The sequence below is a fragment of the Runella sp. R0.1_18 genome, assembly GCF_057652155.1.
In genome coordinates this window covers 19,621-41,757 of sequence record NZ_JBYFCK010000003.1, presented here as the reverse complement: position 1 = coordinate 41,757, position 22,137 = coordinate 19,621, and the positions used below count along the sequence as shown (strand labels likewise).

Annotated in this window: 14 protein-coding genes; 11 read left to right on the top strand and 3 right to left on the bottom strand. The window is 44.1% G+C overall.

Going from position 1 to position 22,137, the window contains the following annotated elements; genetic code table 11:
- The first annotated feature begins 37 nt into the window (after positions 1 to 37).
- Both AC23P2_RS05605 and AC23P2_RS05600 read left to right on the top strand, forming a co-directional pair.
- Positions 38 to 934, top strand: coding sequence for a DUF6454 family protein (locus AC23P2_RS05605; RefSeq protein WP_487772281.1), 897 nt, complete (start codon positions 38 to 40; stop codon positions 932 to 934).
- A gap of 46 nt (positions 935 to 980) precedes the next feature.
- Positions 981 to 1,754, top strand: a complete 774-nt coding sequence (locus AC23P2_RS05600; protein WP_487772280.1) for a 3-keto-disaccharide hydrolase — start codon at positions 981 to 983, stop codon at positions 1,752 to 1,754.
- Here AC23P2_RS05600 and AC23P2_RS05595 read toward each other — a convergent pair.
- The 3 genes from AC23P2_RS05595 to AC23P2_RS05585 are packed head-to-tail and all read right to left on the bottom strand — an operon-like array spanning position 1,751 to position 9,420.
- On the bottom strand, positions 1,751 to 2,974 hold the full coding sequence (locus tag AC23P2_RS05595; RefSeq protein WP_487772279.1) for a 1-acyl-sn-glycerol-3-phosphate acyltransferase: 1,224 nt from the start codon (positions 2,972 to 2,974) through the stop codon (positions 1,751 to 1,753). The genes AC23P2_RS05600 and AC23P2_RS05595 overlap by 4 nt on opposite strands.
- Positions 2,975 to 2,986: 12 nt before the next feature.
- Complete coding sequence (locus tag AC23P2_RS05590) at positions 2,987 to 6,607, bottom strand: PAS domain S-box protein (protein ID WP_487772278.1); 3,621 nt, start codon at positions 6,605 to 6,607, stop codon at positions 2,987 to 2,989.
- Positions 6,608 to 6,627: 20 nt separating this feature from the next.
- Entirely contained in the window at positions 6,628 to 9,420 is a 2,793-nt protein-coding gene (locus tag AC23P2_RS05585) for a triple tyrosine motif-containing protein (protein WP_487772277.1), read from the bottom strand.
- Positions 9,421 to 9,650: 230 nt separating this feature from the next.
- Between AC23P2_RS05585 and AC23P2_RS05580 the strand changes: the two genes are divergently transcribed.
- The 9 genes from AC23P2_RS05580 to ahcY all read left to right on the top strand — a co-directional run bounded on the left by AC23P2_RS05580 (position 9,651) and on the right by ahcY (position 22,071).
- Positions 9,651 to 12,635: a SusC/RagA family TonB-linked outer membrane protein gene (locus AC23P2_RS05580; protein WP_487772276.1), complete on the top strand. Its 2,985-nt coding sequence runs from the start codon at positions 9,651 to 9,653 to the stop codon at positions 12,633 to 12,635.
- 28 nt (positions 12,636 to 12,663) lie between these two features.
- Positions 12,664 to 14,193, top strand: a complete 1,530-nt coding sequence (locus tag AC23P2_RS05575) for a RagB/SusD family nutrient uptake outer membrane protein (RefSeq protein ID WP_487772275.1) — start codon at positions 12,664 to 12,666, stop codon at positions 14,191 to 14,193.
- Between the two features lie 83 nt (positions 14,194 to 14,276).
- Positions 14,277 to 15,128 carry a LamG domain-containing protein gene (locus AC23P2_RS05570; protein WP_472490204.1) on the top strand — a complete coding sequence of 284 codons (852 nt, stop codon included), beginning with the start codon at positions 14,277 to 14,279 and terminating at the stop codon, positions 15,126 to 15,128.
- Between the two features lie 117 nt (positions 15,129 to 15,245).
- A complete protein-coding gene (locus AC23P2_RS05565) occupies positions 15,246 to 16,910 on the top strand; it encodes a glucoamylase family protein (protein ID WP_487772274.1) in 1,665 nt (554 codons plus the stop codon).
- Between the two features lie 145 nt (positions 16,911 to 17,055).
- The gene (rsmA, locus tag AC23P2_RS05560) at positions 17,056 to 17,865 is read left to right on the top strand and encodes a 16S rRNA (adenine(1518)-N(6)/adenine(1519)-N(6))-dimethyltransferase RsmA (protein WP_472490202.1); all 810 of its coding nucleotides are present in this window, start codon (positions 17,056 to 17,058) and stop codon (positions 17,863 to 17,865) included.
- 22 nt (positions 17,866 to 17,887) lie between these two features.
- A complete protein-coding gene (gene mgtE, locus AC23P2_RS05555; RefSeq protein ID WP_487772273.1) occupies positions 17,888 to 19,237 on the top strand; it encodes a magnesium transporter in 1,350 nt (449 codons plus the stop codon).
- A gap of 34 nt (positions 19,238 to 19,271) precedes the next feature.
- Positions 19,272 to 20,048 (top strand): nucleotidyltransferase domain-containing protein, encoded by a 777-nt coding sequence (locus tag AC23P2_RS05550; RefSeq protein ID WP_487772272.1) that lies wholly within the window; start codon positions 19,272 to 19,274, stop codon positions 20,046 to 20,048.
- A gap of 51 nt (positions 20,049 to 20,099) precedes the next feature.
- Entirely contained in the window at positions 20,100 to 20,543 is a 444-nt protein-coding gene (gene aac(6'), locus AC23P2_RS05545; protein WP_487772271.1) for an aminoglycoside 6'-N-acetyltransferase, read from the top strand.
- 211 nt (positions 20,544 to 20,754) lie between these two features.
- Positions 20,755 to 22,071 carry an adenosylhomocysteinase gene (gene ahcY / locus AC23P2_RS05540; RefSeq protein WP_487772270.1) on the top strand — a complete coding sequence of 439 codons (1,317 nt, stop codon included), beginning with the start codon at positions 20,755 to 20,757 and terminating at the stop codon, positions 22,069 to 22,071.
- Positions 22,072 to 22,137: the final 66 nt, after the last annotated feature.

The following is a 22,137-nucleotide window of genomic DNA, read 5'->3' as shown; positions in this document are numbered from 1 at the left end:
AACCTCTTCTCATAAAATCACACATCGCTAAACGAAAATGAAATATCTACTTCCCTTTTTACTTATAACGAGCCACCTTATTGCCCAATCTACTCTTATCGAAAAAATCACCCAATTGCGCCCAGCCACCGAGTGGTCGCAAACGGCTGCGGTTCGGCTCCAATTCCCTAGTTTTCATCCCCAAGGAATGGTTAAAATTGGGGATTTTTTTTACATGAGCTCGGTCGAAGTAACCCGAAAACGCCGCGATTCAAGTGATGGTGGCGAAGGAGTTGGACACCTTTTTAAATTCGATGCGGCTGGAAAATTAGTGGCCAAAATCACCCTCGGTGAAGGTTCAATGTATCATCCTGGCGGCATTGATTTTGACGGAAAGTACATTTGGGTACCCGTGGCCGAATACCGCCCCAACAGCCGCTCCATCGTTTATAAAGTAGCACCTGAGTCACTAACTGCCCAAGAAGTGATGCGGTTTGATGACCACATTGGTGCCATTGTACATCCGCCTTCATCCCAAACTCTGTCGGGTGCAAGCTGGGGTTCTCGCTATTTTTACCACTGGAATTTAGATAAAACTGGCGCAGTGACCAAAACAGCAAATACCCCTGAAAATCTACGCATCGCTAACCCTTCTTTTTATATTGACTACCAAGATTGCCATTCGATAAGCGCCCATCTTATGCTCTGTGGCGGTTTGCAAAAATTCAAAAAAAACGACGGGACAACGCTTAATTTGGGAGGGTTAGAAATTGTCAATTTGACCGATAATCGGCCCGTTTTTCAGGTTCCCCTTTTTCTTTGGTCGCCTACTGGTGCACCCATGACCAACAACCCATTTTTCATCGAATCTACAACAAAAGGAATGCGCGCCTATTTTGTCCCTGACGACGATGCCGCCTCTACCCTATTTGTCTATGAAACCGTTTTGAAGTAGAAAGCGTGATTTGGCGCTTTTGAAAGTAATTCAACTATCTCTCAACATGAACTTTAAATTTTCTAAACCTATCGTCATCGCAGCACTGACTGCTTTTATCTCTTACCAATCGACTGCCCAAGTAGGGGTTGGCGTTAAAGCGCCCAAAAAAGCGGAAGTTTATTTTGATGGTTCTCGCCAAATGTTGGATGAGAAATGGACGTATTGGGACGGCCCACGCCTAGCAGCTACCCTGCCTATCAAATGGTTTATCGTCAATGACCCAGTGGATAAAGGAACGGCCTTAAATACCAATGACCCCGCAGCGGCTGGCGGGAAGTATGGTTCGGCAGATATTGTCACGAAGGAAAAGTTCCGCGATTTTCGCTTGCACATTGAGTTTTTGATTCAAAAACCTGGAGGAAACAGCGGGGTTTACCTGCAAAATCGCTACGAAATTCAGGTGCTTGACGGTGACACTACTTCGCACGGAATGGCCGCGGTCATCAACGAAACGCCTTCACCTTATTATGCATACAATGGCGTTGGAAAATGGAATGCGTACGACATTGTGTTTAGAGCGGCTCGTTTTAAAGATGGAAAACTCATCGAAAAAGCCCTTGTATCGATGTATTTCAACGGTAAGAAAGTTCATAAAAATCAGCACATTAACCAAGTATGGGGCGGGCCTAACTCAGGAATTGACGGAGGGAACGACGGAGGAAAAGGCATTACTGATACGCCTGGTGGCCTCAAGCTACAAGCCGAAGGCCACGACGTACTGTATCGAAATATTTGGATTCAAAAAATGGACATCAGCAAGTCATCCACCGACTTCTAGCGAAGTTTCCACTGCTGCATCGTCTCGCTCCACCAACGCGCCCAACGGTGCGCAAAATATCCCGTAGGGGCCAACAAAAGGGCATAAATTGCGGCGGTTTTCCAATCAGTTACTGCCCATACAATGCCTGTTTGGAGTAACCATACCAAAGGAAACGTAACAAGGGCAAAAAGTACAATCCTAAATGCGCTCGAAAACTGCGGGTCTTTTAATTTTTTTGTCATCAAAAAAGGAATCCCGTAAGCGATACCGCTGTTGACAGTACCGTAAAGCCAAATAGGCAACGTGCCAATCATTCCTAAGGTTTTCAGCAGCAAAGCAATAAACGAAGGCTGGGGTTGCCCCGCAATCTCAGCCTCAATTCCTTGGCTCGAAAGCCGCTTCCTTTCCGCCGAAGCTTCTTCTATTTTCTGGGCATATACCTCTGGTTCATTGGCTTTTAGCTTCGAAAGCTCTTCCGATTTTTGTAAAATATGCGTCAGCATGTCACCCGCTTTGCGGCTTTCTTTGTCGGTTAGCCATTTTATCGTATCGTGGTGGGGCAAATCATCAATGTGTAACATCAACGATTTGATTTCGTCCGACATTCGACGGGTAATTTGGGTTAACGTACGTGGCTGATTTTGCTCATAATCAGCCCGATAATCGCTTACTTTGAACGGTTCTCCAAAGTTTAGCACTAACCTTTCTCCCATTTTTTGGCAATGCGAATAGTACAAGCCGCAGGGAAGGATTTGCAAATTCACCTGCCAATCGTGCTCTGTTTCTGCCCGAAAAGCAATACGAGCCAGCCCTTTCTTAAACGGACGGAGGTGATACTGAACGCCATGGTTTCCTTCAGGAAATGCCGCTAATGTACCTCCAGTACTCAAAATATTGACGCAGGTTTGAAAAATTTCGTCGTTTTGCTGCATTTCATCTACCCCGTCCCGCAAACGATACACGGGTAGCATTTTTAGGGACATCAATAATTTCCGAACGGTATCTTTTTTGAACAAATCGGCTCGCGTCAAAAAGTAAGGTTGGCGTTTGCCGACATTAAGCACAATCGCCAAAGCATCCATCAGGGTATTTTGGTGGTTAGAAATAATCAACAACGGTGCATCTGGTGATAAATGCGACGGAAAATTCTTAATTTCTACTTGACGATAAAAAATAGTATTGTGCCAAAAACGAACATAAGCCCTCAAAAGGCTGTAAGAAAGAGTGCGGTGCGACATGGTATCTAAATGCTAACTTTGAGCAAATTCTTCTAAAATCTGTTGATATTCTTTTAAAAACACGTTAAACTCTCGTTCGAGATTGGCCAAGTCCACTGCCAATGTACTGGTATCGTTTGTTTTAAGTTTGCTCTCTCCTATTCTGGCAATTTCGGCCACCCGCGATACCCCAATCGTGCCCGCGCTTCCTTTGAGCGTGTGCATATTGCTTTTGACAACTGGTATATCGTTTTCAGCAAAAGCCGCTACTGCTTCGTTTACCAACTCGGTGGACTCAATGACAAAATCTTCAAAAATAGAACTAATTAGCTCCATTCCTCCCAAATCACGCAATTGTGCCACAATGTCTAAATCAATGATAGGAAGCTTGATTTCTTGGGCTATTTCCTTTTGTTTTTGGCTAAGAGCAATGGTGTCTTTTAAGGATTTTCCTGCATCAATAATCTCCTTTACCTTTTGGATAAGTACCTGAGCACGAATAGGTTTTGGTACATAATCATCCATTCCTTGGCTCAAAAAACGCTCCCGATCTTCTTTCATTGAGTAGGCCGTCATGGCCACTACGGTTGGTAAGGTTTTCCCAAACTGATTCCGCAAATTTTGAGTGGTTTCGATACCATCCATGTCAGGCATTTGAATGTCCATAAAAATGACATCATAATGCTGTTTTTCGGGTGAAAATGTAGCCGCAACGAGTTCAATGGCTTTCTTACCACTATCGGCGGTATCCACAATACAACCCGCTTTTTTCAAAATTTCACTGGCGACTTTGCGGTTCACAAAATTGTCATCGACCAACAAAATAGTCGGGCGATACTCGTGAAAATAGTTCTCAAGCTTAATTTCTTCCGACGACGATTTTTGTTGTTGAATCGGGCTGATTACCGTCTCTTTGGTCTCAAACGTAAACCAAAACATACTTCCATGGCCAAGCTCAGACTCCACGCCAATTTCGCCCTTCATCAAACGAGTTAACTCCTTGGAAATCACTAAGCCAAGCCCCGTACCTCCAAAGGTTTTACGGGACGAATTATCGACTTGCGTAAAGGCATTGAACAACAATTTGAGGTTTTCGGGCGTGATTCCGATTCCAGAATCCCGCACTTCGACCTTGATTTTGTGAAACTTCCCTTTTGACCACACCAGCGACACGTCCACTTTTACCTCCCCATTCTCAGTAAACTTGAGGGCGTTAGAAGTTAGGTTTGATAAAATTTGAAGCAGGCGCGTTTGGTCCGCAATAATATACTGAGGCAGCCCTTCGTCAAACTTACAAACAAGTGTATTGTTCTTATTTTTAGCAACTTGCGAGAAAAGTGCCGTTAGTTTTTCAAAAATTTCTTCCAACGAAACAGGGGCTTCATTGAGCGCCATTTTCCCTGCTTCAATTTTAGAAAGGTCCAGAATATCATTCAAAATATTCAATAACGTTTCCGACGAACGCCGCATCGTTTGGACGTAGTCTTTTTGCTCCACATCGAGTTGCGTTCCGTTCAAAAGATCCAGCATTCCAATCACGCCGTTCATGGGCGTACGAATCTCGTGGCTCATGTTGGCCAAAAACCGTTCTTTCACTTTCAGCGACCGTTCTGCCTCCTCTTTGGCTTTGACCAATTCGGCTTGGTTGCGTTTAAGTTCAGTAATATCTCGTGCCAAAGCAGCAAAAATTGGTGCGCCGTCCTCGTCATTTAACAAAAGCATATTAAACATAAACTGACGAACGGTGCCATCTTTTATTCGCAGTTCGGCCTCAAAATTTCGTAAACTTTTATCCCGAGACAAGCGAACCAAGGCTTTATGAACATCCTTTTTGTTTACAAAATAATCGGCGACTTTGGTATTTAGGGCTTCTTCAATGGTATATCCAGTGCGTTTAAGCACCGACGGACTAATCATGGTAATTCTTCCAGAACGGTCGGCGCGCACGTAAATATCTTGCAGGTTGATAAAGATACCCCTAAATTTCTCCTCGCTTTGCTGCATCGAAAGTTCGGCCAGTTTTCTTGGCGTAATGTCGCGTGCAATACCCGATACTTCTTCGATGGCACTGCCGTTGGTACGAATGGGGCTCAAACTAAACTCAAGCCACATGTCCATATCTCCATTTCTGGATTCAATTTTCATTTCAAACCCCTGTGGCGTCCCTCTAAATGCCTGACGGTAACGCTCTTCCATCAAACGACGGTTATCAATCGTCATCAACTGCCACCCCAATCGCTCGGTTGTGGTATTAATCGCGGGCGTTGTCCTAAGGTGTTGCTGCAAAAACGACACGTAGTTTTTATTGAATGAAGTCAGCTGCAACGCTTTGTTGACCGACCAAATTAAGTACGAACTACTGTCAAAGATGGCATTCAACCGTGCCGTTTGGCGATTGAGTTCGGCTTCGTTTTGCTTACGAGCGATGGCTAATGCAACTTGTCCCGAAATAAATTCCAGCATTTCGAGGTTACGATGACGGTATTGATTGGCGTTTGAATATGATTTTACCCCAATGATACCCGTCACCCGATCTCCAATGCGGAGAGGAACACACAGCAGTACTTTTGGTATTTTTCCGTACATATAAAGCCCCTGCTTTTCAGCCAGCTCTTCAATGTCTTTTTCGTATAAAAACAGTGATTTATTGGCGCGAATGGCATATTCCGTCAATCCGTTCCCAATTTTTCGTTTTGTAAACCGCACATTGCCTTTGAAGTATTCATCTACATAGTACGGAAAGTACATATAGCTTTTTGTAGGGTCATAAAGCGCAATAAAAAAGTTTTTGGCATCAATCACCTTCCCTAATTCCTCGTGCACGCGTTCATAAAACTCATCCAAATCTTGCGTTTTAATCATCCAATTGGCGATGCTGTAATACAAACTTTGGGAGCGCTCGGCCCGTACTCGGCTGGTAGCATCGTGAAGAATACAACGAAAGGCGGTTGGTTTTCCGTTTTCATACCGACAAGTTACGCTGCCCGTCAGGTATATTTTTTTGTGTTGTTTATCCCAAAAAACAGTCTCAAAATCAGGCACTTGTTCTCCTTCCTGGATTCGTTTGAGGAGTTGGAGAGTCGCATCGGCGGCTTCAGGCCACAAAATATCTTTCAATTGGAGCGTTGCCAAATCCTCCAAATCGTAACCAAGGCGTTCGCGCCAAACCCGATTGACAAACAAAAACTTTCCTTCCAACGACACCAACTGAATCAGGTCACTGGTATTATCCACCAAATCCTGCAACTGAGCGTTCGATTTATCGAGTGCATTGGCCACCCGTAGTTTATTCGTCACGTCATCCCCAATCAGGGTAAAGTCGATAAGCTCTCCCTCATTTTTATTCAAAATCAGCGAGTTAAGCTGAATTGTTCGCAAATGTTTATTTTTAGAAACCAGCGGTATTTCTCGAAACTCAGCCACCCTCCCCCGCTCAATGGATTCGTTGATAAACGTTTGGATTGCGCTACGGTGTTCGGCAGTCAGCAAATCTTCAAAGAAATTGAAGCGTTGTAACTCCTCCACGCTCCAGCCCAGCATACGGGTGGTGTAGGCATTGGCAAAACGAATTCTACCCGTTGGCAGTACCGTCAGTCCAAACAAATTAAGTTGGTCAATAAAGGAGCTAGGTTCGATTTTCAAGGTGATTTCCACAAAAAAAGTAATTAAAGGCTCTAAAAACTCATCATAAATTCGGCAAGGTTTTCGTCTTGCCCTAGGTTCATTTTTTTCCGCAGTCGATACCGTTTAAGCTCAACACTTCGGTAGGTGATGTTCAACAACTGAGAAATTTCTTTTGACGAAAGATTCATGCGCAAATAGGCCGCAAGTTTCAAATCACCTTTGGACAGATCTGGATAGTTTTCCATCAATTTTTTAAAAAACTGTTCGTGTACTTGGTTGAAATTTTGTTCAAAAACCTGCCAATCTTTCCCAGTTGAAATGTGGGTTTCAATCCATTTGGAAAGTTGCTGAAAATCATTGGGTTTAGAATGAATCTGCATCTCACTTACCTTGGCCTGAATTTCTTGAAAAAGCTCGTTTTTTTTAATCAATTCCATGGTAGAATTGGCCAACTCCTCCGACTTCCTCACCAAATCTTGCTCCAATTGTTCATTCCTAATTCGAATAATTTCTTGTCGGTTTTTTTCTTCTTGCTCTTTCAATTCAAGCGCTTTTTGCTGTTGCAAACGTTCATTTTCAGCCGCCAAACGTCTTTTGTGCCATTGGTACAAGAAAAAACAAATCAAGCAGAAAAATAGACAATAAACCAATTTACTCCACAAATTCCAGTACCAAGGTGGCAAAATACTAAAATTCAGGGTTGCTTCTTGCAAACCTGTGTTCGTTTTGAGGTGCAAAGTATAATTCCCTGGCATCAAATTATTGAACTCTTTCACCGAATTGTCAGAAAAATCTGACCAATCTTTCGACGCATTTTCTAGCCAATAACTGTATTTGACACTAGAAGCAAAATCGGTGGAGCTAAACTTAAACCTAAGATTGTTTTGGTTGTATTTCAACGCTATTTCGCCCGAGCGGCCATTTTTGGAGTAATACTGTGTTAGTTCTGGAAACTGTTCTACTTCCAAACCTCGAATCAATGGGCTGACGTTATTTTGGGTCAACAAGTCGGTGGAAGCCAAAAAAGCGAACCCATTTTCTCGTCCAAAAATTCTTGCAACCGAATCATGTGAGACAATGGTCTCATAATCATCCACCAAAAAATTGTTTTGCAGCGGTACTACTTGCCATTGGTTGGGCTCTTTCAATAAACGCAGCCCCCCTGAAACCGTCAATTCCCACCAACTTTTATCCGAAAAAGCAAAGAGTTTTTGTGCTTTACTTTCCTCAAAACGAGCTGATGGTATAAATTTCGACTGCTTTTGGTCAAACTCTTGCACACCTTTCTCCGAAGTAACGTAGATTTTGTCTTGTTTCAGTAGATTGATTGCCCTCAGCCCCAAGTTTGTCACCTTTTTAGCCGTTTTATAATCACTTGCAGGTTGGAGTAACACCAAACCCGCATTTTTAGTGTTAAGAATCAATCGACCGTCGGGCAACTCTTCCCATTGCGCCGTTGGATTTGAAAAACCCTCCATCGTATGTTTGAACACCCATTTTCCCTGTGCATCTTTTTCATACAAACAGAGCTTGGTGTAAGTACTTTGAATCAGCATCGACGGTTTATTGAGCGCGCGTTTTAGTTGCCATCCACCCGTTATATCAGACAACTGAATAGCCTTATCTCCCTCAATCCGATACGTTCCGTTGTTGTGTCCACACAAAAGCTGATTGTCAAACACCTCCAAATCCCATGCTTGTCCCTGTAGCCCCCGAATGAGTTGAAATTCGGCTTTTGACGTCAGTGCCTTGGCAAAAACCCCGTGATTTGTCGCCAAATAAAGCGTGTTCTGAAACGTCATGATGTCATAAACAGTACCTATTTTGCCTTCTAAATCTTCAAAATATTTGAAGGGCGAACTCAGCGCAAGCATCGAAATACCATTGTCCAACCCAACCCACACATTGCCCTTTTCATCCTCAAAAAGCGAAAGAACCGTGTTGTTCTGAAGGCCATTTTTTTGGTTTATTTTGTACAAAATCTCCCCTCGCTGGTTGGTCAATACCAAGCCTTGTCGGATGGTTCCAAACACATAATTGCCATTACGAAGTCGGGTAGCTGCATTCAACTGGTTGGTTCGGATAAAATCATGCAATTCTTGGTTAAATACCAAAAATTGTTTGCCATCAAAACGATACAGCCCCTTGTTTGTACCAATCAGCAGTTCGTTAGGAATAGCAGTAGTTGCGACGGTATAAATCGCTTCTTTTCCCAAAAACTCACTGGCCGCAATTTTCTGAAAGCGCTCTCCTTTTAATTCGAACAAGCCCTTGTCGATGACTTCAAGATAGAAAGCCTTTCCCGCCTGAAACGTAAACAAGATATTGCCAGGGGTTGTGAGTTTCTTTACTTTTCCCCCTTGATACAAGTACATAAAAGCAAAAGATTGGAAAAGAATGCCCGAAGGAGTTTTCAAGATATGCCAAATTTCTTCATTTTGAAACGCTTGGTCATGCACCAATTTCTTCAAAGAATGATACTGCAAAACGCCTTTTGCACTTTCTTTCCAATAGCCAAATTCACCGAGCGCTCCCGTATAAATCAGTCCATTTGTATCTGCCCAAACCGAGCGTACAATTTGCTTATTGGGCAACTCATACACCCGCCAGCGCGCCCCATCAAACTCCAATAACCCCTTTGAATTGGCAAAGTACATAAACTGGGTTGTGGGGCTTTGGGTAATCTTCCAGTTTTGTCTATCGGCCTTATAAGTCAGGTGGCTATGGTTATACAGCGCAGGCAAACAGAGCGATTCTACCGTTTGAGAAAGCGCTGTTTTAATCAAAAAAAAGCATCCCCAAAACCCAAGCCAGTAAACACTACGCAAAAACCTTTTACTCATAAAAAAGAGGGCGATTCACATCAAAAAATTGACAATGATGTGGCAAAATACGCATTTATTTGAAAATTTCTAAGATATGATGTGGTATTGATGTATCCAATAATTAGGATTCGATTTGCAAACAGCCTTACCTTTGCCTTCGTATTACACCATTATATCTTATTTTATTACAATTACTAGTTTTATTTAGCCTATACTAAACTATGATGAAGACATTACGACAGCTGACCATGAAAACACTTACAAGTACGCTTCTGATGCTATTGGTAGGGTTTGTGACAGTGGCCCAAAACAAGCTTACAGGGAAAGTTTCGGACGAAAAAAACAAAGAAGGAATCCCAGGGGTATCAATCGCTATCAAAGGAACGAGCCAAGGCGCAACCACCGACATGAATGGGCAATTCACGTTGACAGTTTCTTCGAATGCCATTCTGGTGATTTCGAGTGTCGGGTACGAAACCAAAGAAGTAACTTATGCTGGGCAAGCAACGCTAGACATCAGCCTTTCGGAAGCCGCTAACGAACTGGCACAAGTAGTGGTAGTAGGCTATGGCACCCAACGCAAAGTCGATATTACGGGAGCTACATCGAGCATTAAAGGTGAAGACCTCGCCAAGCAGCCTGTGATGACACCTACCCAAGCCATTCAAGGAAAAGTGGCGGGGGTTCAAATCATCAGTAGTGGCCGTCCAGGAAGCTCTCCCAACATTCGTATCCGAGGAACAGGCACTGCTTTGGCAGGAACTGCTACGCTATTTGTGGTTGATGGGGTTTTGACCGACGACATTAGCAACATAAACACCGCCGACATCACCAATGTCGATATTTTGAAAGACGCTTCTTCCACAGCCATCTACGGCTCACGTGGAGCCAATGGGGTGGTCATTATCACAACAAAAAAAGGAGCATCGGGCAAATTATCAGTCAATTACAACAATCAAATTGGGGCGCGTCAGGCGGCAAATCTTGTTAAAATGGCCAATGCCACCGAATATGCCAACTACTTGAGTGCAGCCAGCGGACGGCCGATTCAGGCAGGAACAACCTCGACCGATTGGTATGGGCAAATTCTGCGAACTGCCATGATGCAAAATCATAACTTGTCAATTTCGGGTGGTTCCGAAAAAGCAACCCATTATTTGAGCTTGGGGTATTTGACCGACGAAGGCATTGTGATTAACAACATTTTTAAGCGCTTTACTGCCCGCCTCAACAACGATTTTACACTTCATCCCAAACTAAAAATCGGCTTAATGACCTCGTACGCCAACAGTCGAGATCAGAATGTCAACTTAGGAGCAGCCTATAACAATGCCTATCGGGCTGCTCCTATTATTCCTGCGGTTGAAAATGGTTTGTACGGAAACACATCGCTCTATCAAAACGTAGGAAATGCCGTTTTAGACATCAAAAACAACGATGATTTAACCCTCAACAACCGTTTGCAGGGAGCGGGATATGTAGAGTTTAAACCGCTTACTTTTTTGACATTTCGCAGCAGTATGGGGGGCGATTTGATTTTTTCTAACCAGCGAGTTTATAACTATCAATTCAATAACGACGGCACGACGTTTATTCAACCTGGTGGAAATCAACGAAATCCGAACAGCAACCTAACAAGTCGCCAAACAACCCTATTCCGCTGGGTTTGGGACAATACAGTGTCGTTTAATAAACAATGGAACGACCACACCTTTGGCGTAATGGTAGGTACAACTGCCGAAGCTTATTCGATGAATACCTTCAGTGCCTACCGAAGAGACGTCCCTGCAGCTTCTAACCTTTGGTATATCAACACGGGAAATGCCAACACCTCAACCAACTCAGGCGACGGGGACAAATGGGCGCGCAACTCCTACATCAGCCGTGCTAATTACAATTTTAAAGACAAATACCTATTAACAGCTACCTTACGTGCCGACGGAAGCTCTCGTTTCCCAACCCAAAACCGCTGGGGATATTTCCCATCGGTGGGGCTTGGCTGGGTGCTTTCAGAAGAATCGTTTATGAAAGGTCAACACTTGTTTGAAACCCTTAAACTTCGAGCAAGCTGGGGGCGTGTAGGCAACGACCGCATTGATTCCGACGGTTATCTTGTGACCGTTGAGCCAAACCTTGCTTATGCTTTTGGGGGAGGAACTGCCACGTTGGGTTCGGCCATTACTCAAATCAAAGACCCAAATTTGAAATGGGAAACCACCGAAGAAATGGACTTAGGGCTAGAGTTTAGCGCCATGAACGGGCGTTTGCAGGGGGAATTTGGGTTTTATGACAAAAAATCCCGTAACCTTCTCATCAACGTCAAAGTGCCGTCAGTCACGGGCGATAAAGACGGGGTAGTGTTAACCAATGCTGCTTCGATTCGTAATACGGGTTTAGAAGCAATGCTCAATTGGAGAGACAAAATCAGTTCGACCGTTTCGTACCGCGTCGGAGCCAATGCCACTTTCAACAAAAACAGTGTGATTGGCCTTAACGGCGGGCAACCTATTCTTGACGGGGGCATCGGGGCGGCCCAACAATACACCACCAAAACCGATAATGGACAACCCGTTGGAAGTTTTTATGTACTTCAAGTATTGGGCGTTTTTCAAACCGACGATGAAATCTCGGCCTATAAAAACTCCAAAGGACAAGTGATTCAGCCAGGTGCTTCAGCAGGGGACTTTAAGTACCAAGACACCAACGACGACGGGCGTATCGACGACGCTGACCGCGTGTTTGCAGGTTCGTATCAACCAAAAGTATTTTTTGGGATCAACCTTGGCTTTACCTACAAAAGCTTTGATTTCAGCGCCGATGCCATTGGAAACCTAGGTAATGTAGTTTACAACGGAAAAAAAGCCTTCCGCCAAGCGCTGCTCGACAACGTTGAGCGCTCGATGGCTTATGGCCGTTGGACACGTGGAAGTGGCATTCAAACCGAACCTGCCGCCAATGCTGGCAACCTTCCTGCTTCCACTTACTTTATTGAATCAGGAAATTTCATTCGTCTCAACAACGTAACCCTGAGTTATTCACTCCCAGCAGCTACCCTTCAAAAAGCCCATATCGGCACGGCTAGGGTGTTTATTACTGCCCAAAATATCTTCACTTTAAAAAAATACACTGGTTTTACGCCCGAACTCCCAGGTGATCCCACCCGAGCGGGGATTGAGCTAAACGCCTACCCCACCACAAAAACGTTGGCAGTAGGTATCAATGTAGGTTTCTAAATCAGTGGTATTCCAAACAAGAAAAGACATGAAAAAGCATAACATTTCGGTAAGTATATTGAGTTTGTTATTGAGCCTTACTGCTTGCAACAGCAGCTTCTTAGATGTTCCATTACAAGGCAAACCTACTGCTGATACAGATCCAAATTTTGCCCAAAACCTCGTAGTTGGGGTTTACAACAGTCTAATGTTAGGAGAAGCTTTTGGCGCAGAAGGAGATGTACACGGTATCGCATTCGTTTCGGCAACCAATATCCTCTCTGACGACGCCGACAAAGGCAGCACTGCCAGCGACCAAGCTGGAACTGTAGGCGTGTTGGATGAGTTTACCCACACCCCAACCAATTTGTTCGTCCAAGCACTCTGGAGTGGTTATTACAACGGAATCGCCAAAGTGAACCAGTCGCTCGTGGCGATTAGTAACTCTACCCTCGACGAGGCCACCAAAGCCCGTTTAAGCGCCGAAGTACGTTTTATTCGAGGCTATTATTATTTCAACCTCGTACGTTGGTTTGGAGGTGTCCCAAAAATCCTTCGGGTACCCAAAGACGCCGCCGACGCCAACAATGACCCCGTTTTCCAAACCCGCGCGTCTGCGGAAGAGATTTATCAAGTGATTATCGACGATTTGCAAAATGGTGTCAACACCCTTCCTCTTCGCAGTCAAACCCAAGCTGGACGTATCTCAAAAGGAACAGCGCAAGCCCTTTTGGCAAAAGTATATATGTACCGAAAAGAGTGGCAAAAGGCGTATGATTTATCCAAAGAAGTAATCAATTCGGGTCAATATGACTTGCTGGCCGATTATTCGACCATCTGGCGACAAGTGGGCGACAACAGCAGAGAGGCTATTTTGGAAGTTCAAACGGGTCAATTCAATAATTCAGACTTTGGAATCAGCAACTATTCGATGTTCCAAGGACCACGCGTGGGTGGCAAAGGCGGGTGGACTGATTTGGGCTGGGGCTTTTGTAACCCCACTACCACCTTGGCAAATGCGTACGAAGCAGGTGATTTGAGAAAAAATGCCACCATCATTTTTATCGACAACAGCGGGACGTACAAAGGCACAGTTTTATTTGATGGTTTTCGTATTCCAAGCGCTGACTCTGTCGAAAACCTTAGATACAATTACAAAGCATACCACAGCGAAAACAAAAACGTGGAAAGCTGGCTGGGCAACCGCGACCGCAAGCAAAAAAATGTCCATTTGCTACGTTTTGCCGAGGTGTTACTTATCCATGCCGAAGCGGCCAACGAGCTAGGCAGAAGCGGCGAAGCACTTACTCCGCTGAATCGGGTTCGCCAAAGAGCAGGTCTAAAAGCTGCTACCTCTACCGCTCAAACGACCCTTCGCGAAGCCATTTGGCAAGAACGCCACGTCGAATTAGCCATGGAACACGACCGTTTTTTTGACCTCGTCCGCCAAGGCCGTGCTGCTGAAACATTGCAAAAAACAGGCAAAAAATTCGTCAAAGGCACCCACGAACTATTGCCAATTCCTGCACTTCAAATTGCGCTAAGTGGCGGAAAATTAATTCAAAACAACGGCTACTAAGCCCCCAAAAACACATCAAGCATTTTACTTTCAATTTTTCTTATTCATTGTTTCAACTTTTTTTTAACACATCTAAAAATCACATGAAAACTAGCAAAATCCTTTTAGGCGCATTGGCAAGTGCCATCATCACAGGAAGCATGTTGACATCTTGCAGCAAAGAAGAATCATTACCTCCAATCGGTGGTTACAACAACGCCGACGAAGTAGCAAGCTCAAACTTAGTGGCGTATTGGGGCCTTAATGGCGACCCTAAAGAAGCAAAATCAGGAAGCGCTCCTACCAAGTCTCAAAACGTCTCTTATTCAACAGGTATCAAAGGGCAAGCGGCTAACTTTGCGGCAGGTTATTTGGCATACGATGCCATTGCCTCATTAAACAGCCTTCCCAATGCGACCATCAGCCTTTGGGCTAACGTGAAAAACAATGGTTCAAATCCATCGGTATTTTTTACGCTTACTCGCCCCAATGAATGGGCAGGGAACATCAACTTGATGGCCGAAACAGGTTGGAGAAAAGCAGCTTCAGATACTTTGGTGTTGAAAGGACTGGTTGTTACCAAAGTAAATGGGAACGACTCTTGGCAAGACTCGCGCAACGAACCTACCAAAGGTGGAGTACAAGCCGCAAAATTTGGTGGTACATGGACGCACATAGTTATGACATGGGATGGCGCAACTTCTAACTTCAAAATTTACGCAAACGGCGTTAAGGTATCGAACCCAGAGTGGGAATTGAGAGGGACAACGGGTACGCTCAACTTCACAACTCCAACCAAGCCAATCATTGGCGCATGGGGAACCAACATTTCGGGAACTCCTGACGCATGGCAAGTACCTTTGACAGGTATGATTGACGAAGTTCGGATTTGGAACAAAGCCCTTTCGGAAGGCGATATTAGCTCCCTTTTCCAGCTTGAAACTGCTGGACGCTAGTTATTAGCTTTTACTTTTTTACCCTACTTTTTATGATAACAAGAGCACCATCTCCTCCGAGGGGTGCTCTTACTTTAGGCACTCAAGTCATTGGCGCATCCTAAAATCACATTCATTATGGTTACCCTAAAACCACTCCTTTACTTTGCCAGCGTATCTACGCTTATTGTTTCAACGAGCTTTTTTTCCTGTAAAACCCAAAACGTTGCTACCCCTGAGCAATTTTATTATAAGTTAGTGACCGTCAACGACCAGCAATCTGGCGGGTTTTATGCCAACAATACCAACCTTTTGCCCAAAATAGAAATCAGTTTTTCGGCACCACTCAATACGACCTCAGCGCCTGCCGCAATTTCGTTGGTAGAGCGCCAATCGTCGGCAAAAATCCCCCTCAATTACACTTTTTTTAAGGCCGACAGCGCCGTTCGGATTGTTCCGCAACAGCCCTTGAAAAGCATCACTCAGTACAGTATTTTGGTAGGACCTGAGCTACAATCTCGCAAAACCACCCTCCTGAATACCAACATAAATTTTGGTTTAACAACCGCTCTCGATACCACAGACAAATTTCCGCGCATTAGCGACGACGAATTGCTGACCTTGGTACAAAAGCAGACATTTCGTTATTTCTGGGAGTTTGGTCACCCTGTATCGGGGCTTGCTCGCGAGCGAAATACCTCGGGCGATGTCTGTACTTCGGGCGGAACAGGCTTTGGCATCATGGCCATGGTAGTGGCTGTCGAACGCGGTTTCATCACCCGTCAACAAGCGGTTGAGCGTTTGGCCAAAATGACCGATTTTTTAAAAAACAAAACCAAAACCCACCACGGCGTTTTTCCTCACTGGTTGAATGGCACCACGGGCGCGACCGTTCCTTTCAGTACCTACGATAACGGCGGCGATTTGGTAGAAACTGCCTATTTGATTCAAGGATTAATGACCGCTCGGCAGTATTTTGACAAAAAAACAACCGAGGAAACAGCGCTTCGTCAAATCATCAACGACATTTGTAATGCCGTAGAATGGGATTGGCACACCAAAAACGGCGAAAAAGTCTTGTACTGGCATTGGTCTCCCAACTATGAATGGCGCATGAATCACCAAATTCATGGCTGGAACGAGTGCTTGATTACGTACTTCTTAGCCGCTGGCTCTCCTACCCATAGCATCAACAAAGATGTTTATACCAATGGCTGGGCAGAAAATGGTAAAATGAAAAATGGCAAGCAGTTTTATGGCGTAACCTTGCCGCTTGGATTTGATTTGGGCGGGCCATTGTTCTTTTCTCATTATTCATTTTTGGGGCTTAATCCCAAAGGATTAAAAGACCAATACGCTGATTATTGGCAACAAAATTTGGCACATACCCAAATCAACTATAAATACTGCTTGGCTAATCCTAAAAATTATTCGGGCTACAGTGCTGATTGTTGGGGACTTACCGCCAGCGATACAAACACTGGCTATGCAGCCCACTCCCCCACCGAAGATTTGGGGGTCATCAGCCCCACCGCAGCGATTTCGGCCATGCCTTACACACCACAAGAGTCGATGCGGGCATTACGGTTTTTCTATTACAAATTGGGCGATAAGATTTGGAAAGACTACGGTTTTGTGGACGCTTTTAACCTGACCAATCTTTGGTGGGCAAATTCTTTTTTGGCCATCGACCAAGGCCCGATTATTTGCATGATTGAAAACCACCGTACAGGATTACTGTGGAAACTTTTTATGTCGTGCCCCGAAGTACAAACTTCCAAAACCAAGTTGGGTTTTGAATAAACATTGCTTCAGAACGTGTGTCGGGCTACTTTCAGCCCGACCACTCCTCTAACATTTCCTACTCCTCGATAGCCCTCCCCAAAGGGTTATTTTGTACTTTCGTGCCGCAATTGCCCAAACATAGCCCCACAAAAGCCTCCAAGGCATGAAAGTTAAAGCAAAAAAACACTTAGGACAGCACTTTTTACGCGATTTGGACGCATCCAACCGCATCGCTGACCTTCTCTCTGGACACGGAGGATACGACACTGTGCTCGAAATTGGCCCAGGAATGGGGGTATTGACGCAGTTTATTTTACCCAAGGAACAGTACAACACCTATGTGGTTGAAATAGACCGTGAATCAGTCGCCTATCTAAAAGTAAATTTCCCCAAACTCGAAGGTAAAATTATCGGTGGCGACTTTCTCCGAATGAACCTCAACGAATGGTACCAGTCTATTCAAAATGGTACTTCAACGGGGACGGGACGATTTGCCCTGATTGGCAATTATCCTTATAATATTTCGTCCCAAATTCTTTTTAAAGCCCTCGATTACCGCGACCTCATTCCCGAAATCATTGGAATGTTTCAAAAAGAAGTAGCGCTCCGAATTGCCGCGCCTCCAGGAAAAAAAGATTACGGTATCTTGAGCGTTTTGCTTCAAGCCTTTTATGACATCGAATATTCCTTTACTGTTCCGCCTGAAGCGTTTGATCCGCCTCCAAAAGTCCAGTCAGGCGTTGTTCGGCTCAAGCGCAACCAGGTTGACAAACTAGATTGTGATGAAAAACGGTTTACGCAAGTAGTAAAAGCAGGTTTTAATCAACGACGTAAAACGCTTCGAAATGCGCTCAAACCGCTCGGAATCACTTTTAATCACCCCATGCTGGACAAGCGGGCTGAGCAACTTAGCGTAGCTGATTTTGTATTGTTAACCCAGCTTGTAGAAAATCAACCTGCCAACGGCGAATAGCCGAATAAGACGCATTGAAGGCATGACGTTTGAATTAACCAAAGAGTTTCTCGAAAAAATTGAAACGGCCATCTCGGGGCGTAACGATAAGTTGCTTCGGGCAGAAATGGATGAATTGTACCCTGCCGACATCACCATGTTGCTGTATGAGCTGGAAACCGAACCCGCCCATTATCTTTTCAGTTTGCTCAATACGGAGATAGGTGCCGAAATTTTGGCAGAAATAGAACCCGAGGACCGCAAACGATTTTTGGAGAATTTTTCGTCCGCCGAAATTGCTCGTTATATCGAAATTTTTGATTCGGACGATGCCGTGGATTTGCTCCAAGAGCAGCCCATTCAGGTACGGGAAGAGGTCATCGGATTGCTCGAAGACCGTGAGCAAGCCCGCTTTATCATCGACCTCCTCCCCTACGACGAAGATGTGGCGGGTGGCTTGATGCAAAAAGAATTGGTAAAAGCCAACGTCAATTGGACGGTAAATGAGTGCATTGAAGAGATTCGTAAACAGGCCGAAGACGTTGAAAAAGTCTATGCCGTTTATGTAGTTGACGACAATCAGACTCTGCTAGGGCTTATTTCGCTCAAAAACTTGGTGTTAGCCCGAAAAAACACCAAAATCGGCAACATATACGACGAAGACATTCACTACGTCGAAACGTACCGCCCCGTAGAGGAAGTATCCGAAATCATGCAACGGTACGATTTGGAGGCCATTCCAGTCGTAAACGTGCAAAAACGCTTACTTGGCCGCATCACCATTGACGACGTTTTGGACGTTATTATCGAAAAAGCCGAAGAAGATATTCAAGCGATTTCGGGTATTACGGGTGAAGTAGAAGAAGACGATAACCTTTGGCAACAAGTGAAGGGGCGTCTGCCTTGGCTAATTGTGGGCGTGATTGGTAGCTTGATGGCGGCTACTGTAATTCGGGTTTTTGAGGGCGAACTGAGTAAAATTGCTGCACTTGCTATGTTTATTCCCATCATGGGTTCGACGGGGGGAAATGTAGGCATTCAAACGGCGTCGTTGATTGTACAAGCCTTGGCCGACAAGTCGGGGTTAGAAATAAGTTGGAAAGAACGTTTACTCAAAATCATTGTTATTGCCTCTCTCAACGGCCTCATTATTGGGCTTTTAGCAGGGCTATACGTACTTGTTTTTAGTGAAACCCAATTGGTGTGGGTGGTAAGTCTTTCCCTAATGGCAGTGGTATTATTGGCGTCTTTTATGGGCACCATTACCCCTCTCATCCTCGACCGCTTTGGCATTAACCCTGCCGTTGCTTCGGGACCTTTCATCACCACGGCCAACGATTTGGTGGGTATCGGCACCTATTTTTTGATTGCGCATTTTTTGTTGAAAATGTAGAAGGATATTTTTCTGTCAAAAACCTTAAAATGCGATGAAAAAGGAAATTCAAAAAGAGCTTCTACGCTTAGAAAAACAACACAATATCAAAATTTTGTTTGCAGTTGAGAGTGGCAGTCGTGCTTGGGGATTCGCTTCTACCAACAGTGATTGGGATGTCCGATTTGTATATATTCATACGATAGATTGGTATTTAACAATCGACGAGAAACGAGACACTATCGAGGAAATGTTGCCCAATGAGCTTGATTTATCAGGATGGGAACTTAAAAAAGCCTTGAAACTTTTTAGAAAATCAAATCCTCCCTTGCTAGAGTGGTTGCAAAGTCCTATTGTTTACTTAGAGCAAACTTCTACAGCCCAACAACTTCAAACACTAACACAGGAGGTTTTTAGTCCAAGAGCCTGCCTTCACCACTACTTACACATGGCAGAAGGCAATTACCGAGATTATTTGTTAAAAGAACAAGTCCGCTTAAAGAAATACTTTTACGTTTTACGCCCGCTACTTGCCTGCGACTGGATACTAAAAACTAACAGTATGGCTCCTGTAGAATTTGATGTACTCCTTGAAAGTCAGGTTGATGACCCAAGTATAAAAGCCATTATTCAAGAATTATTGATACGAAAAAAAGCGGGTGAAGAGTTAAATGAAGCAGACCCTATCCCAGCTCTCAACCTTTTTTTAGAAGACAAAATAACGTTTTATACCAATTTAGTCAAAAGTATAGAAAAAATTGACCCTCCTTCCAGCCAATTACTCAATAGCATATTTCGCAATTCATTGAATGAAGCTTGGGTTTCAAGTTGAACGTATTAAAACAAAAAGCTGCTCCAGAGGAGCTACATCTTAGTAGCAAAAATGCCATTCATCGAAGCACTACAACCCTCCACCGTCGCTGCTGTCGCACAGTTGGCTACTCAACTGTGGCCTGATACTGAGTTGGTAGAAATGCAAACCCACTACTCAGACCTTTTGAAACAGAATCAAGGGGCTTGTTTTGTGTTACGAACCTCTAGTCAACCCATTGGTTTTATTGAACTTAGCATTCGTAATGATTACGTAGAAGGTGCCGAAAAACTACCTGTTGCCTACATTGAAGGGCTATACATTGATAGCGATTACCGACAGAAAGGTCTGGGACAAATGCTTGTCACACGCGCCGAACAATGGGCTATCCAACACGGCTTTAAGCAACTTTGCTCCGATGTTGAAATTGAAAATCAACTTAGTATTCGCTTCCATGAAAAAGCAGGTTTTACCGAAGCAGCGAGAATCGTGTGTTTTATCAAAAACCTTGACTAGACATTTTATCTGCCAAAATATTTTATAACACTGTTTATATCTAACAATGTAACGTTTCTTCCTATTCTTACCTTATAAAATATCTTTTTTTTGGATAGAGGCATATTTTCAATTGTTTAAACAATCATTCTCCAGCTAATACCTACTAATTTTGCATTTGTTTTGATAAACACTTAGCAAATAAGCAATCATATTTAATTTTAATAATAAAATGTCAGTAGCAACAGGAACGTACGTACCGTACAAAGTTAAAGACATCACATTGGCCGATTGGGGCCGCAAAGAAATTCGTTTGGCTGAAGCCGAAATGCCTGGTTTGATGGCACTTCGTGCTGAATATGGCGCTACGAAGCCATTGAAAGGCTCTCGTATCGCAGGATGCTTGCACATGACTATCCAAACTGCCGTTTTGATTGAAACGTTGGTTGAATTGGGCGCTGAAGTAACTTGGTCTTCATGTAACATCTTCTCAACGCAAGATCACGCTGCTGCTGCTATTGCTGCCGCAGGTATCTCGGTTTATGCTTGGAAAGGTATGACAGCTGAAGAATTTGATTGGTGTATCGAGCAAACACTTTTCTTCGGAGAAGAGCGTCAGCCATTGAATATGATTCTTGACGACGGTGGTGATTTGACAAACATGGTGTTTGACAACTATCCTGAGTTGATTTCTGGCATCGGTGGTTTGTCGGAAGAAACTACAACAGGGGTACACCGTTTGTACGAGCGTATGAAAAACGGCACTTTGCACCTTCCAGCTATCAACGTAAACGATTCGGTTACTAAATCAAAATTTGATAACAAATACGGTTGCAAAGAGTCATTGGTGGACGCTATCCGTCGTGCTACTGACTTGATGTTGGCTGGTAAAGTAGCCGTTGTAGCAGGTTATGGTGACGTAGGTAAAGGTTCGGCTGAATCACTTCGTGGTGCTGGTTGCCGCGTTTTGGTTACCGAAATCGACCCAATCTGCGCATTGCAAGCAGCGATGGATGGCTTTGAAGTAGTTACGATGGATGAAGCTGCGACGCGCGCCAATATCTTTGTAACGGCGACAGGTAACATCAACATCATCAAAGGCCGCCATTTCAAATCAATGAAAGACAAAGCAGTAGTTTGTAACATTGGTCACTTCGATAACGAAATCGACATGGCTTGGTTGAACGAAAACTACGGTGCAACGAAAGAGCAAATCAAACCACAAGTTGATCTTTATACAGTAGATGGCAAAGAAATCATCGTCTTGGCAGAAGGTCGTTTGGTGAACTTGGGTTGCGCGATGGGTCACCCATCTTTTGTGATGTCAAACTCATTCTGTAACCAAACATTGGCACAAATTGAGTTATATACTAACCCAGGCAAATACGAAAAACAAGTTTATATCTTGCCTAAGCACCTCGACGAAAAAGTAGCGAAATTGCACTTGTCACACATTGGGGTGAAGCTTGAAACTCTTGATGAAGAGCAAGCTGCTTACATTGGCGTTACGGTAGAAGGACCATTCAAATCAGAATTGTACCGTTACTAGATTACAATTTGGCCTTTTTGCTCGGTCTGACTATCGTCTGACCGAGCAAAAAGGCCAGAGAGGGTC